This is a genomic window from Pectobacterium parmentieri (genome assembly GCF_001742145.1).
Taxonomy (GTDB): domain Bacteria; phylum Pseudomonadota; class Gammaproteobacteria; order Enterobacterales; family Enterobacteriaceae; genus Pectobacterium; species Pectobacterium parmentieri.
Genome location: NZ_CP015749.1, coordinates 3,876,814 through 3,890,993 on the forward strand (window position 1 = coordinate 3,876,814; position 14,180 = coordinate 3,890,993).

The window sequence follows — 14,180 nt, forward strand, 5'->3', positions numbered from 1 at the left end:
TCTAACTTCTCGAATATAAAATAATGAATCATTAAAGAGATTGTGATATTTATGAATAAAGACGAGCTAAGAGATAGACTTATAAAAGAAAAAATATCGAGATCTTTATATTCTTTAGATGGGGGTTTGCCGGATGAAAAACTATGTCTCGACCGCGAGAATGGCTATTGGGTTGTTTATTATTCAGAAAGAGGAATAAAAACTGGAATGATAAATTTCCCAACAGAGAATGAAGCATGCCAATATATATATGATCAGATTAATGAAATTATTATTGATAAAACAAATAATAGCCGAAAGCGGTCTTAACGCATCTTAAGGTTAATCTCTGAGGACAGGTTGGGCTTGCCCTGCTACTGGTGATCGATTGATCGCCGGGAAGCGACGCTGGGAATGCGAAATAAAAAAATGAATATAGATAAAAGCATATGTAAGTTAGTTAGTTTTTTCAAACTTAACGAAAGTAATATGGGTAGGATGGATTATCAAGTTGAGGGGATTCCAAACTTGCGGTGCGAAATACCTTTAAATGGAGAAATCCTTCATTTCTATACACATACGTTACTTGAGGATAAACCAACTTTTCATGGAGGTGCTTACTTACAACTTATTGAAATTGATGAACTATCTAATATTCTGTTAGGATGGCGTTCATCTGAGGAAAATGATGCTTGGAATGATGATTTTATAATATTTGCTGAACGTAATGGTGATGTTCTTTATTGCGATTTATCAGATATTACGTCGCCGGTATATGGAAGTATCCAGAAAAGGAACTTTCAGATTTCAAATTCACTAAGTGAATTCATTGAAATTTATACAAAAGTTTTAAAAATAGAGATTGAAGATTTTTATTGTGATGTTACTGATGATGATTTTAATTTCAAACCGGAATATTTATTGGCTGTGGAAAATGAGTTGAAGAAAGTGCTTTCTTCTGAATTTGTTGCTAATTACATGCTGTTTTTCTATGAATAATATTCAATAATATGATTCGGATAGCGGAAAATATATCTATAAGTCCTTCAGGAATAACGTGGCATAATCACGAGGGTGTAAATAGACTCGTTTTATACTCGCGATACCTTAAGTTGCATGTGTGTTAGTTGCGCTACTCGACTCACATGGGCCTGGTCCTGCTGAGGTCGCTGCAAGCAGCGTTCAAACCTATCTCTGGCAGATTTGCCCACTCGTCCTAATACTTATCTGAGCAAACTCATCGAGACTCAATGAGAGATATCCTGTCTCTTATCGAAGGCCGGTCGTTGTGTGGCCAAGCTCGTTCCCGACGAGTTTGTCCTTTGCTTACCACGTTATTCGGCCTTATGGCCTCAGCCCTTCGGGGTCAGCGTAAACACAGTTCAAAAGCGTCTTACTGCCTTTGTCCTGAAAATCGAATTATTTAGAATATAGTTGATCATCAGACTCATTCTGCAAATCACGATCTTTATCATCCAACAGAAAAAAACACATGCAAATAGTAAAAAAAGAGAAAATAAAATTATCCGACTTTATCGTCTTTGTTAAAAATAACATTAAAATAGTTAAGGAAGATTTTTGCTTATATTGTGAAAACTCTGATGAACCACTATCTCAAGATACGTGGTGTTATGTTGATGAATATCCTACCGGAGATGATAATGGGAATGATGTTTTCTCTGATTTTGTTGTGAATAATGATTTGGAGTTACTCTATTATGGTGAGCAGTTCACTGATGTTATAAACAATGTATTAATGCAAGAAGATGAACCTGATATTTATATCATAATTGAGGCACTTAATTATTATATGGAAAATGATGATTTTTTGGATTTTGATAAGTGATTTTAAATTTAATAACCGAAAAGATCTTTACGATTGCTTTCGACTATATTTCAAGACTAGGTACGTAAGTTATAAATATCTTGAGATTCTTCATCCATATCTAAACTACCAAGAGCACCAAGATCTAAACTATAAACTTTATCATCATTATCACTCAGATAAATAAAATATCCTATATCACCATCTTGGCCAATTAAAAAATAATCAGGCTCAACATCCCGTATTGTATAGGTTTCGTTTCTTTCAAGCACATCGTGGTAGTTGAAAATATAAATGAGACCTCCCTGAGAGTTTTTTATTTCATAACATTCATTTTCGACAACTTCTTCAGATAAAAAACATTTATATTTTTCAGGCAGTTTTTTATCTAAAATTTTTTCTATATCAGCTAATTTTTCCATCACTTCATTCTTTTTCAAAAAACCTCGAATTTATTAAATATAAAAAAACTGATTTACGATATTACTTTCCCTCAACCCATAAAAGTATTCATATCCATCACTAATGGCTTTCTTAGCCTGTCCAGAAATAATTTCAACGTCAAACATCCCTCTATAGATAATATTTAACTATTTTTTCAAAGCAATACTCCATTCCCCAGCATAACTCTTCTCGCTCGTTGGGTCACACTAAATTTAGCATGAAGACTACCTGATGCAGATTTTAATAATGTAACGAGAACTGAGTTTTTCTGATCCCCTCTAATTATTTTCTTCGTCCAACGGTTCTATCAAGTCAGGCGAGATATAACAACCACCGTCCGGATCATAATACCTAAAACGGTTATAACGTAAGCCACTTTCTTCGTCACGACATTGCCCGGCAAAAACCAGTCCCGGATCGTGTTTTTCAGCTTTCTCCGTATAGCACTGGCCCCATAAGTTAGCGCGCGGGCCTGCCAGCAAAGCTCACCGGTCTGGTTGCTCATATCGTCATACTCATAGCGTGCCTAGGTCTGGCCACCATAAATGCACTGTATTTAGTGTGAGACTAATAAAACAGACTAAACCATTTGCTCCACCAAGTTTTTTGATAAATATTAATTTTGAAGGCATCTCCATAGCCGTCAATGAGTAAATTAAAGTTATCTTTTTTTCCTTCATATTCATCACCAGGAAAAACAAAAAGAATTGGATTCAGATCGTAGCGATTAATAAAATAAAATGGTGATGATTGGCCTATGTACTTTTCATCCCTATCATATAGAACTATATAAACTACAGACCCATCAATAGAAAAAATATGATAAAAATACAGCGGACTAAAAGGAAATGGATTGTAAGTAACAGCTTTATAATATTTGTCTTTTGAGTAAAACTCGTCGACTTTGTTATAGGTTAAATTAAAAGAAACTGGAGAGAGTATGAAAACGTAAGAAAACAAAATGAGATAAATTGCCAGTCGTTTTTTTTTCATAAAAAAATCATCCTTTTCTTTTCAGATGGAAGGGTCCAGAAAACATCAGAAAAACTATAAAATCCGCTCCTGAGTTATGCTTACCCTGCCATTTTCTAAAATCTGAATTCCATACAGGAACAAAATCAAAATATTCTCTTGCCAGAAACCCAAACACCCCTACGCTATATGATGATAAATATATTGGCGTTTCTGCTTTTGTAAGAATATAACCTTTACCCCAAACCCCTAGCGGTTCTGGTTTCTCCATATCGATAGCGTTTATTATTTTTTCATCAACAAAGCCATAAGTATCCTTAATGTATTTGCCGATAGCCTTCCCCACCCAACCCCCCTATTGGGCCAAGTACAACAATCTAGCCTTCTGGCGAATCGTACTATCTGTTTCAACCATAAGTGGATTTCATCCAGTCGTCATAATGTAGGAAATCACCCATGCTACCGCCTATCCACGAGGGAGTTAAGGTATATTCTAAGTCAGGCTTTACCGTTACGTTACTATACCGTGGGATACGCCCCGCACAAACCTGTTATAAACAGGTTTGTGCGGGCGAGTCTCAAAATGAGACGAGTAAAACGGCAGGCCCAGCCCGCCGTCGGCGATTAACCTTAAAGGCCGCTGGCTGGAAGAGTCGGGGTTTATGACCGGGATGCCCATCACTATTACCGTTGAGCGCGGGAGACTGGTGATTGAGGCGGAGATTAACCTCTGACGCCGCACACGATAAACAGCGGATAAAATAAAGCCTGAAGGATCGTTAAGATCGCTTCCGGTTTATTATAACCTAAAAGATTTTTTTATATTATTTTTACTTTCTTTTGATAGAGCAAACGATATGTATATATTGCTATCAACTCTCTTAAACCTTACTGCATAATTTTCTGGTGGCAACTTGATAAAATAACCAGATACACTACTTATATCATCAGGTTCTAGATCGCCACCTGTAGTATCCTCACCTGCGCCAATGAATATATTTCCTGACGGAACATTAATATATGCAACATCATCATAATCATTTAAAGATTCAACAATATTTATCAAATACTCGCCATCGCTGCCTAAATTTAAAAAAACAGCGTTACCATTATTGATTTCATCTATTTCATCCTCCTCGATACTCCACCAATCAGCCGTATCCGTAATGCGATGCTTAAGTGATTGCAGATCAAATATAACTATCGTTGCTGTATCCGTAAAAATATTGAAGTTGATATTCATTTCATGCCTCAGTTAAATATTATCGCACTTATTTTATCACCAGGTTGAAGTCCTGCTTTTCTTCCTGCATTTTTAAGATCACTACCAACACTTTTGTTAATGGTTTCATTCAACATTTGCAAGCGCTGCTCGCCGTTCTGGACACTTTCGTTAAGAAGGCAATGATGGAACAGGTGATGAACATCACCAGTAAACGATATCTTCGCCCACCATAAGTAACCAAAAGGAGTTGTTGCTATGGCTGCACATGATTCCACATCATGCAACACAGTAAATAAAGCGACCAAAACAGAACGTTACTACACGGTGGGATACGCCCCGCACACATCTGTTATAAACAGGTTTGAACAGCTTTAGCTGGCCCGCAGGGCGGGTCTCAAAATGAGACGAGTAAAACGGCAAGCCCAACCCGCCATCCGCCATCCGCCATCCGCCATCCGCCATCAACCTTAAAGGCCGCTGGCTGGAGGCATCGTGATTTATGACTGAGATGCCGATTATCGGAGTGAGACTGCTGATTGAGACGGCTCACACTATACGTAATAAATAACGAAAAAATAAAGCTGGAAAAATCATTTATATCTCTTCCGGGTTTTATCTATTTAAACGTTATCAACGTTTAAAAAAACTATTCTTTTTAGATATGTCTATGTTAATTTTTTGAATAAGAATATCTGATCTAGGATCAATAACATTCATGTCTTCATCAATAATGATTAAATCACGGTCACATAGCGACCTAATCATGCTATGTAAAATAGGAAGGTCGCTATTTCTAAGATCAACTCTTAGCTTGATTTCGATTAACTCCTTATCGTCGAACATTATTGCAATACAATCTTTATCATAATCACCGAAAAAAACCGTCTCTTTATCCCAATGTTTGTTTTTTTCTAAGTAATTTACTCCTCTAATTAAAATATCTTCTTGACCGAATTCATAAAACCACTTTATTTCATTAAAATCATCTTCAGTGATTTTTTTTGGTACATTCCCATACCTACTAACTAAAGCATGTTTAGGGACAGCCCAAAATGAATATTGCCAAAATGCCATAATTTTTACACCTACAAGTATCGCCAATATCCAGGTATTCGTATAACTTCATCAAATAAATCAGCGGATGTATTATAGCCACGGAATGGTAATTCAACTTTCTCAACAGGAACACTTTCTATTCCAAGATTTTTGGCTGAAAAATATCGATGATGCCCATCAACTATGTACATTTTTCCATCGTGCGTTACATATTTTATAGATTCATTGATTTTACCATCAGACTTGATTGCATCTAATAACTTCCTCATTTCATTTTTAGATTTATTAGGCGAATGTGTTGGTATTAGATCACTGACATTTGCTGTTTCACAACCAGCCAACCCAAACGGATCAACCCAACTGACAGGGTTATGCACATACCCATAGTTATTATCACCTCCCGCTATCCCTATCGGATCAAGTGCAACAATCCAGCCTTCTGGCGAGTAGTACTACTGTTTTAGCCATAAGTGGCTTTTATCCAGTCGTCATAATGTCGTAAATCATCCATGCTACCGCCTATCCACGAGAGAGTTAATCATGGCTAAGGCACATTCTAAGTCAGGTGTCACCGTTAACAAAGCAACCAAAACAGAATGTTACTACACCGTGGGATACGCCCTGCACAAACCTGTTATAAACAGGTTTGAACAGCGTTAGCTGGCCCGCAGGGCGAGTCTCAAAATGAGACGAGTAAAACGGCAGGCCCAACCCGCCGTCCGCCATCAACCTTAAAAGCCGCTGGCTGGAAGAGTCGGGGTTTATGACGGGGATGCCGATAACCGTGACGGTGGAGCGGGGCAGGCTGATTATTGAGACGGAGATTAATCTGTAGCGTTTGGCCAAGATATAAAATAAAAAGCCGGAAGGATCGTTGGGATCACTTCCGGATTTTATTTATTTTATAAATTATTATCAATAGATGCCACGTATGTTTTCGCTTTTACTGACAAAAATAAATCATTTCCAATGAAAACATATCCTAATGATTCATTATTTTCATCAATCTCTTCATAAACACCGGTATGAAGATCAGAACCATTAGTATAATTAGATAAACCTGATGCTTTGTCAGTACAAAAAAATAAATCGAAAAATTTAAATTCAAAATTAGCCATTCTATACCCAGCATTATTATACACTTCATCAGGCATATCTGATTCGTCATTTAACTTATTGAGTTTAAGGTAGCTATCAATATCTTTTTTTAGACCATCCATACCTAAAAAAACCAAAAAACGTACATTCAGACAGACTCCAGAATAAGAGAAAAATGGTTCAGATACACTTTCCATAACCCACGGGAACTTAATATTTCTTAGTAAAAACCTCATTTAGCCAACCTAATAATATCAAGAATAGTGTTATTGTTTGGTCCTGGTGTAATAGGGATAGACGATCCAGGCATGGAGAAAACCTCACCTCGTTGTCTTAGAGGAATTTCCTTTAATCGATTAAGCAATGTTTCTGTTACTGGAACTTCTTTTAATACCGTTGGCTTCATTCCAGCGGCAGATATTGCTGCTAGTGTCCTATTACTCTCAGCTATCCTTTGGCCTGTTTGAGGATGGATAAAATAGCTAACAGGTAATTGGTCTGTATGCAACACACCACTTTTGAAATCACCAGCAACATCATAGATACTTCACCCCCGAATATAGTCAGGCGCATCAGAATCAACATTCCTAAATGTATCACTGATTCTTTTTTGGCCGAAAAGTAAATCACAACCAACCAACCCAAACGGATCAACCCGACTGACAGGGTTATGCACATACCCATAGTTATTATCACCTCCCGCTATCCCTATCGGGTCAAGTGCAACAATCCAGCCTTCTGGCGAGTAGTACTACCTGTTTTAGCCATAAGTGGCTTTTATCCAGTCGTCATAATGTCGTAAATCATCCATGCTACCGCCTATCCACGAGAGAGTTAATCATGGCTAAGGCACATTCTAAGTCAGGTGTCACCGTTAACAAAGCAACCAAAACAGAATGTTACTACACCGTGGTATACGCACCGCACAAACCTGTTGTAAACAGGTTTGAACAGCGTTAGCTCGCCCGCAGGGCGAGTCTCAAAAGGAGACGAGTAAAACGGCAAGCCCAACCCGCCGTCCGCCATCAACCTCAAGGGCCGCTGGCTCGAAGAGTCGGGATTTATGACGGGGATGCCTATCACTATTACCGTGGAGCGGGGCGGACTGGTAATTGAGGCGGAGATTAATCTGTAGATGGAGGATAATAAAAAGCCGGAAGGATCGTTGCGATCGTTTCCGGCTTTATTCTCTAGAATTTCTCAAAAATGATATTATCAGGAGGGAAATTATTAGGAAATGAGTTTGCTTTTATTTTTCTCGATAAAATACCGGATAATAACGAAGTTATACTTTTATCAAAATATTCTATATCTGGTGATCTAGATGCAACTATTGCAGTTCCCCATGCATCGCTATTATTTAGATCGGAAACGACCCAGAATATATAATCACCATTATCTGTTACACCTATTGGTAAAAGCCCATTCTTTTCTGGGTAAAGGTTATACTTAAAATAGTCTGGATCTTCATTATTAAGATATTTAAAATCATCAATAATTAATTTATTTTTCTCAAAAAAGTTAAGATCATTATTTTGAGTAAATGGATTGAATATTGCAATGAAATTAGCGATTATCCCCGAGCCATAGTTACTGATAAACTCAATATAATCATTAGGAAACGTAGTGCTTTCACCTATATAAGGCCAAGCATTACCGCTCCCAGACTCATTGGGGATATCAGGTGGAACTAAAATTCTATTTAATTTAGGTATGGCCATGGTTTACATTCCAGGAGGATTAAGAAGAGTGACACTTTCAAAAAAGCCGCCACTGCCTTGAGCATTCATTGTTATACCTGCCGGTATCCTAGAAGGACCTTTATATATAGGTGTGACCGACACATCAACTATTTCTCCTCGTTCTAACGCTTTCCTTATACGCCCTTCGATACTGCTCATATCCGGAGTATTCACTGGCCGATGTTGAATGGTAACCAAGTTACGAACATCATCGCCGGAACAGCCTAACTGCCGCCCTAACAAATGTCCACGAGCACGATTAGAACCAGCTCCTGTAATAAATCCGGGAGGTTGAATCGAAGGATTAGCATGCGTGCCCGTATTTATGTAACTAGAGTCTAGCCGAGCTCTAACACCTGTTGGGCGTCCTAGGTGATCCAACTCAGCGGATTCGGCACATACCCGTAATTACTTTCCCCACCCAATACCCCTATCGGGTCAGGCGAAACGTAGCATCCACCGTTCGGGTCATAGTACCGAAAACGGTTATAACATAGCCCGCTTTCGCTGTCACGATACTGTCCGGCAAAGCCAAGGCTGGGGTCGGTATTGTCTTCGGCAGAGCTCTGTTGCTGCTGCACTATTGTGAACCCAGTGCAGTCGTGAGACGAGCTCACCGTTGCGATGATGGAGTACTTCGGCTATCTGGTCGCCGTCCCACAGGTAGTCAATATTATCCTGCGTCTGGTCGCAGCGTTTGCCAATACGTCGCCCGAATGGATCGTAACGGTAGAACCAGCGTTCTCCGTTCGACACATCAGCTATCCATCGTTGGTTAAGGTAGCCTTGACGATAAGCCGGAATAGCAATATAGGACAGTTAGCGAAGCGCAATCCATCATTTATAGACAGACTTACGACCCATTCGACGGATTAGGCCTTCAGTTGCCTCCAGCTAGCTTAATCAGGAAGGTATGAATATATTCGTTCAGATGACAAATGGAGATATTCCTTCTTTATTTCATCAAAATAGACTGAGGACACCTTAAACGCTTCTCTGGAACCAATACTCACTATATAAAACCCATGCTGATTAATAGCCAAGAAATCTCCATCTTCCAAATCGCGCAAGTAGATCATAAGATCTTTACCTACTAAAACCTCATGGACCTCACTTTCATTAAATTTTAAAATACCCAACTCTGTTAAAGAGTTTTTTACTTCCTTACTCGATTTTTCGTATTTTACTCTACTCGAATCAATATTTAGAGTATCCACATCAAAACTACATTTTTTTATGTTTATATCAGCATTAACTCCAGCCACGAGACCAGAGTGAAAATAAAACTCTAGTACAACATTCCTCCTTGATTTTTTATCAAAAACAGTCACCCCAGAAATAGAAAAACCTTTTTCATGCTTTCTTTCATACAAAGATGATATTTTTGTATTGTAAGTGACTGCAATGTAATTAGGCATCCCTCCCCCTCCTGAAAGAAGGCGGCGAATTACACCCTCTTTTATTTGCTTCAAATAATGCTCATATTCACTAGGCATTTTGTTGAGCACTAGGGAGAATAACTGCTCGACTATAGACCTATCATTGTTAACTCTAAATATATCAAACATAACCAACTCCTTAAAACCGAGTAAACCAGTTATATTTACTAAACCAACCCACATCGGGTTTGATTTCTTTTTTTAGGAATTTAAACCTATATTTATCAATCAAAGAATGCTGAATAGTATTAACTTTCCACACATTAACCCAATTGTTAACCAGCCAGTCAGGAAGATTAAATCTTCTTTGCAATCGCTGAGTTATAAAAACATGATGATACTCAGTACTAATACGCAGTGTCGCGCCTGACTGCATTTTTATGTAGCTGAGGGTTTCTGTCCCTCCTCGTCTTCTTTTGTATGCATCAAATAACTGCTGTTGAGCCTTTTTCGATAATCTCGCACTGCAACCAGCAAGCCCAAACGGATCAACCCAATCGAGCGGATTATGGACATACCCGTAATTACTCTCACCCCCAACCCCCCTATCGGGTCAGGTGAGATATAACAACCACCGCTCGGGTCATAATACCTAAAACGGTTATAGCATAAGCCGCTTTCGTCGTCACGGTATTGCCCGGCAAAGGCCAGACCTGGATCGTGTTTTTCAGCCTTGCCCGTATAGCGCTGGCCCCATAAGTTAGCGCGCGGGGCCTGCCAGCGCAGTTCACCGGTCTGGTTGAAAATAGCCTGCGGTTCACCGTTATGGCCGCTGGTGACAAAGTCCGTTTCCCAACTTTCGTCGGCGTTCTGACGCTGCTGCACCAGCAGCTCCCAGCCGTTGTGCACCCAGTGGCGGCGGCTGACAAGCTGATTGTCGCGATAGTGCCGTACTTCGGCTATCTGGTCGCCGTCCCACAGATAGCGGATAGCTTCGGCTGTCTGGTCGCAGCGTTTGCCGATGCGCCGTCCGAACGGGTCGTAGCGGTAGAACCAGCGTTCACCGTTTGGCGTGTCCACTACCCGCAACTGGTTGCGGCTGTCCCAGCGGTAGTGCCACACCTGTGGCCGATAGCCCGGTTGCACCACCTGCCTGCGAATGAGCCGCCCGGCCTTGTCGTACTGATAGTGAGTGTTGTCCTGCTGGGTCAGGCGTCCGGCCTGCCAGTCGGTCAGCCTTGTCGCATCCTGCGGCAGCCCACTGCGGGTGTAGCGGTATTGCTCTTCGGTGTTGACGGTGCGCCCTCCACCACCGCTCAGTACCGACAGCACCCGTCCGCTGGCATCCAGTCGGTAACCTGCCGCTTCGCGGTTGCGTCGGGTGCCCGTCAGGTTACCCGCGCCGTCGTAGAGGTATTCCCGCGTCTGTACCGGCTGCAGGCGACCGTCTACCGTCTGCCCGCTCATCTCGCGCGTCAGCCAGCCCATCGTGTCGTATTCACGCCGCTGTATAAAACCGCCCGGGCTGTGGCGGGTGGCTTCCCGCCCAGCCGCATCGTGAGTCAGTGTCAGCTCGGCGCCATCCGGCAACTGCACCTGATGCAGTTCGCCCGTGGCGCGGTAGCGGAAGGTGCTGGTGAGTGCCGCGCTGTCCTCTTCGCCTTCCCAGTGCAGGCTGCGGGTAACGGTGTGCGATGCGTCCTGATAGTGGCGTCGGATTGCCGTGCCGCTGTTATGCTCCTGTACCACCCGGTCACGCTCGTCATACGCCAACTGGACATGACTGGTGGTCGATGTCACGTCGGTCAGTCGACCGGCCGCATCATAGCGGTAATACAGCGTATCGTCCGGCGCGGTTTCTTTGATAAGCAGGCCGCGCCCGTCGTACAGAAAGTGGCGGATTTCCCCTTCGCCATTGCGCACGCTGATGCAGTGCCCGTCTTCGTCATAGCCGTAGTGGGTTTCCGTACCGGCCATGTCCCGCTCACGGATAACCCGCGCATCGGCATCCAGCCACCACTGCCAGCGGTTGCCATCCGGTGCGGTGACACCAATCAGTTGCTGACTGTCTTTATCGTAGTCGTACTGCCAGATGCGGCCTTCGGCGTCGGTGCGTGAAGTCAGCAGGTCGAACGGGCCGTAGGTTTGCTGCCAGACCGCACCGTTGCCGTCGGTGTAGTTCAGCAGGTTGTTATGCTTGTCGTACTGGCGTTTTTCCTCTTTCTCGTCCGGGCGTATCAGTTGCTCCGGCAGTCGCCAGCTTGCCCGGCGATAACCCAGCCGATACGTTGCCCCATCCGGGCGTGTCCAGCTCGTGAGTCTGTCCTGCTGGTCGTAGCGCAGTTGCTGAGTGCGGGCTTCCGCATCGGTGGCGCTCAGCAGGCGCTGACGGTGGTCGTAAAACAGGCTGGCCTGCACGTGTCCATTCTGGTCGCTCACTTCGGTCAGCAGGCCGTAGCGGTTCCACGCAAAGCGGACTTCGCTCGCATCCGGCCCGGTCAGACTCAGCGGGTTGCCGTTATTGTCGTACTGCCAGACCCAACGGCGCCCCAGCGGGTCGGTAATACCGATAAGTCGCTCGTGGTCGCCATAGGCATAGTGCCACGCGTGGCCGCTGCCGTCGGTAAAGGTGCTGACCAGCCCGCTGTCGCCGAGATAGGCAAATTCCACTGCCCGACCCGCCGGGGAAATTTCCCGCAGCAGGTTGCCCACATCGTCATACTCATAGCGGGTGAGATGGCCGAGCGGGGATTTTTCCCACGCCATCAGGTACAGGTCGTTGAAACCGTATTCATGGCGCTGCCCCAGCCCGTCAGTCATCACCACGCGGTCAGTCAGGTACTCGAAATTCGCCGTCAGGTAGCCATCGGCACAGGTGGTGTAGATACAGCGTCCCTGATGGTCGCCATCCATGCGCTGTATTTAATGTAAGGTTAATAAAACAAACTAAACCATTTGCTCCACCAAGTTTTTTGATAAATATTAATTTTGAAGGCATTTCCATAGCCGTCAATGAGTAAGTTAAAGTTATCTTTTTCTCCTTCAGATTCATCATCAGGAAAAACAAAAAGAATTGGGTTCAGATCGTAGCGATTAATAAAATAAAATGGTGATGATTGGCCTATATATTTTCCGTCCCTATCATATAGGACGATATAAACTGCAGGTCCATCAATAGAAAAAATATGATAAAGACACAGCGGGCTAAAAGGAAATGGATTGTAAATAACAGCTTTATAATGTTTATCCTTTGAGTAAAATTCGTCGACTTTATTATAGGTTAAATTAAAAGAAACTGGAGAGAGTATGACAATGTAAGAAAATAAAAGAAGATAAATTGCCAGTCGTTTTTTTTTCATAAAAAAATCATCCTTTTATTTTCAGATGGAAGGGTCCAGAAAACATCAGAAAAAACTATAAAATCCGATCCTGAGTTATGCTTATCCTGCCATTTTCTAAAATCTGAATTCCATACAGGAACAAAGCCAAAATATTCTCTTGCCAGAAACCCAAACAACCCTGCGCTATATGATGATAAATATATTGCCGTTTCTGCTTTTGTAAGAATATAATCTTTACCCCAGACCCCTAGCGGCTCTGGTTTTTCTATATCGATAGAGTCCATTATTTTTTCATCAACAAAATCATAAGTATCCTTAATGTATGTGCCTATGGCCTCAAGTACAAATATAGGTTTTCTTTCGTAAACGGATGTATAACCACGAACTGCAACTTTAAGATTGGCTTTCCCTATGGCACCATACCAATCATTTATTGTATCCATAGTGCTGCCAACCTGGATTATATTAACTTGTGCCGATGCATCCAATACTATTGCACTATCATTATATCCTAGCTTTATAGATTCCCCAGGAACATATCCCAATGACTTTAATCTATACTTAAGAAGTTCTATGCCTTTTGGGGTATTCCAGTTTTTTATTAAATATTCATATTTTTCATATACCTGTGAGTATCTTAACGCCCAATCCATTTTAACAATACTATCATTATATTCACTGGTTTTTAATGTTCTGGCATCTGTATTAAGAAGTGAATTTTTTCGATCAGTTGTCCATTTGTCCGCTGGACTGAGGCTAAACCAATGCCTCATTAGCTGAGGTGCTATTTTCCAACCCATTTTGTCCATGGCATCGGGTATCTGGTCGATGTGAAAAACGTCAACATCGATTTTTTTCCCTTCAGCATTTGAAGTCGGTGAAGTTTTAGACGTTGCAACTACCATTTTAGCGTATCCCTACTTTTATCTGGAAAATATAATCTAGTGAGATGTCTTCTTCATGCAATCCACGTAGATATTTAGTTCTCCCAGCTTCATCAGTCATCCCCTCGAACTGGTTATGCGCAGTTATTATGCCATAAGCAAAATATTCGAATGGCTGATTGTTCCAGTTATCTGTCAGACAAAAGTGCTCGTTGAACAACCCTGACAGTGAAAT

Annotated in this window: 17 protein-coding genes and 6 pseudogenes; 7 read left to right on the forward strand and 16 right to left on the reverse strand. The window is 41.8% G+C overall.

Annotated elements, in window-relative coordinates:
- Positions 1-51: 51 nt before the first annotated feature.
- The 3 genes from A8F97_RS17605 to A8F97_RS17615 all read left to right on the forward strand — a co-directional run bounded on the left by A8F97_RS17605 (position 52) and on the right by A8F97_RS17615 (position 1,825).
- Positions 52-309 (forward strand): hypothetical protein, encoded by a 258-nt coding sequence (locus A8F97_RS17605; protein WP_033072341.1) that lies wholly within the window; start codon positions 52-54, stop codon positions 307-309.
- 99 nt (positions 310-408) lie between these two features.
- Positions 409-978, forward strand: coding sequence for a hypothetical protein (locus A8F97_RS17610; protein WP_025920375.1), 570 nt, complete (start codon positions 409-411; stop codon positions 976-978).
- 493 nt (positions 979-1,471) lie between these two features.
- Positions 1,472-1,825 carry a DUF7716 domain-containing protein gene (locus A8F97_RS17615; RefSeq protein ID WP_033072342.1) on the forward strand — a complete coding sequence of 118 codons (354 nt, stop codon included), beginning with the start codon at positions 1,472-1,474 and terminating at the stop codon, positions 1,823-1,825.
- Between the two features lie 56 nt (positions 1,826-1,881).
- On the opposite strand, the gene A8F97_RS17620 is transcribed toward A8F97_RS17615, so the two are convergent.
- From A8F97_RS17620 to A8F97_RS17635, 4 genes and pseudogenes are all read right to left on the reverse strand, one after another.
- Positions 1,882-2,244 (reverse strand): SMI1/KNR4 family protein, encoded by a 363-nt coding sequence (locus tag A8F97_RS17620; protein WP_012821995.1) that lies wholly within the window; start codon positions 2,242-2,244, stop codon positions 1,882-1,884.
- Positions 2,245-2,529: 285 nt separating this feature from the next.
- Positions 2,530-2,718, reverse strand: a pseudogene (locus A8F97_RS25235) (RHS repeat-associated core domain-containing protein); the annotation flags it as partial.
- A gap of 97 nt (positions 2,719-2,815) precedes the next feature.
- Positions 2,816-3,241: a DUF6201 family protein gene (locus A8F97_RS17630; protein WP_033072343.1), complete on the reverse strand. Its 426-nt coding sequence runs from the start codon at positions 3,239-3,241 to the stop codon at positions 2,816-2,818.
- 7 nt (positions 3,242-3,248) lie between these two features.
- On the reverse strand, positions 3,249-3,566 hold the full coding sequence (locus A8F97_RS17635) for a DUF6402 family protein (RefSeq protein ID WP_050512693.1): 318 nt from the start codon (positions 3,564-3,566) through the stop codon (positions 3,249-3,251).
- A gap of 144 nt (positions 3,567-3,710) precedes the next feature.
- Between A8F97_RS17635 and A8F97_RS25240 the strand changes: the two are divergent.
- Positions 3,711-3,954, forward strand: a pseudogene (locus tag A8F97_RS25240) (SymE family type I addiction module toxin).
- 65 nt (positions 3,955-4,019) lie between these two features.
- On the opposite strand, the gene A8F97_RS17640 reads toward A8F97_RS25240, so the two are convergent.
- Together A8F97_RS17640 and A8F97_RS24780 are read right to left on the reverse strand one after the other, a co-directional pair.
- Positions 4,020-4,463, reverse strand: a complete 444-nt coding sequence (locus tag A8F97_RS17640) for a DUF6386 family protein (RefSeq protein ID WP_025920371.1) — start codon at positions 4,461-4,463, stop codon at positions 4,020-4,022.
- 8 nt (positions 4,464-4,471) lie between these two features.
- Positions 4,472-4,750, reverse strand: a complete 279-nt coding sequence (locus A8F97_RS24780; RefSeq protein ID WP_154665136.1) for a hypothetical protein — start codon at positions 4,748-4,750, stop codon at positions 4,472-4,474.
- On the opposite strand from A8F97_RS24780, the pseudogene A8F97_RS24785 reads away from it, so the two are divergent.
- Positions 4,701-4,935 (forward strand): annotated as a pseudogene (locus A8F97_RS24785) (SymE family type I addiction module toxin); the annotation flags it as partial. The gene A8F97_RS24780 and the pseudogene A8F97_RS24785 overlap by 50 nt on opposite strands.
- Positions 4,936-5,075: 140 nt before the next feature.
- Here A8F97_RS24785 and A8F97_RS17645 read toward each other — a convergent pair.
- Complete coding sequence (locus A8F97_RS17645) at positions 5,076-5,519, reverse strand: hypothetical protein (RefSeq protein ID WP_012821991.1); 444 nt, start codon at positions 5,517-5,519, stop codon at positions 5,076-5,078.
- 11 nt (positions 5,520-5,530) lie between these two features.
- On the reverse strand, positions 5,531-5,878 hold the full coding sequence (locus A8F97_RS23540; protein WP_198339826.1) for a ParB/RepB/Spo0J family partition protein: 348 nt from the start codon (positions 5,876-5,878) through the stop codon (positions 5,531-5,533).
- Positions 5,879-6,246: 368 nt separating this feature from the next.
- Between A8F97_RS23540 and A8F97_RS25245 the strand changes: the two genes are divergently transcribed.
- Positions 6,247-6,336: a SymE family type I addiction module toxin gene (locus tag A8F97_RS25245; protein WP_230856877.1), complete on the forward strand. Its 90-nt coding sequence runs from the start codon at positions 6,247-6,249 to the stop codon at positions 6,334-6,336.
- Between the two features lie 67 nt (positions 6,337-6,403).
- Here the strand turns inward: A8F97_RS25245 and A8F97_RS17650 are convergent, their stop codons facing one another.
- Complete coding sequence (locus tag A8F97_RS17650; RefSeq protein ID WP_069704189.1) at positions 6,404-6,835, reverse strand: hypothetical protein; 432 nt, start codon at positions 6,833-6,835, stop codon at positions 6,404-6,406.
- Between the two features lie 764 nt (positions 6,836-7,599).
- Here A8F97_RS17650 and A8F97_RS25250 point away from each other — a divergent pair.
- A pseudogene (locus tag A8F97_RS25250) lies at positions 7,600-7,734 on the forward strand (SymE family type I addiction module toxin); the annotation flags it as partial.
- Between the two features lie 55 nt (positions 7,735-7,789).
- Here A8F97_RS25250 and A8F97_RS17660 read toward each other — a convergent pair.
- From A8F97_RS17660 to A8F97_RS17680, 7 genes and pseudogenes are all read right to left on the reverse strand, one after another.
- Positions 7,790-8,320: an SMI1/KNR4 family protein gene (locus tag A8F97_RS17660; RefSeq protein WP_012821988.1), complete on the reverse strand. Its 531-nt coding sequence runs from the start codon at positions 8,318-8,320 to the stop codon at positions 7,790-7,792.
- Positions 8,321-8,323: 3 nt separating this feature from the next.
- Positions 8,324-8,722, reverse strand: a complete 399-nt coding sequence (locus A8F97_RS25255) for a DNA/RNA non-specific endonuclease (RefSeq protein ID WP_198338686.1) — start codon at positions 8,720-8,722, stop codon at positions 8,324-8,326.
- Positions 8,716-9,136: pseudogene (locus tag A8F97_RS25260) on the reverse strand (RHS repeat-associated core domain-containing protein); the annotation flags it as partial. The pseudogene A8F97_RS25260 and the gene A8F97_RS25255, both read right to left, overlap by 7 nt.
- Positions 9,137-9,240: 104 nt before the next feature.
- Positions 9,241-9,909 (reverse strand): hypothetical protein, encoded by a 669-nt coding sequence (locus tag A8F97_RS17665; protein ID WP_033072344.1) that lies wholly within the window; start codon positions 9,907-9,909, stop codon positions 9,241-9,243.
- A 334-nt stretch (positions 9,910-10,243) separates the two neighbouring features.
- Positions 10,244-12,636 (reverse strand): annotated as a pseudogene (locus A8F97_RS17670) (RHS repeat-associated core domain-containing protein); the annotation flags it as partial.
- 17 nt (positions 12,637-12,653) lie between these two features.
- A complete protein-coding gene (locus A8F97_RS17675; RefSeq protein WP_014701463.1) occupies positions 12,654-13,079 on the reverse strand; it encodes a DUF6201 family protein in 426 nt (141 codons plus the stop codon).
- The gene (locus A8F97_RS17680; protein ID WP_033072345.1) at positions 13,076-13,966 is read right to left on the reverse strand and encodes a DUF6402 family protein; all 891 of its coding nucleotides are present in this window, start codon (positions 13,964-13,966) and stop codon (positions 13,076-13,078) included. Before A8F97_RS17680 ends, A8F97_RS17675 begins: the two co-directional genes overlap by 4 nt.
- Positions 13,967-14,180 lie beyond the last annotated feature (214 nt).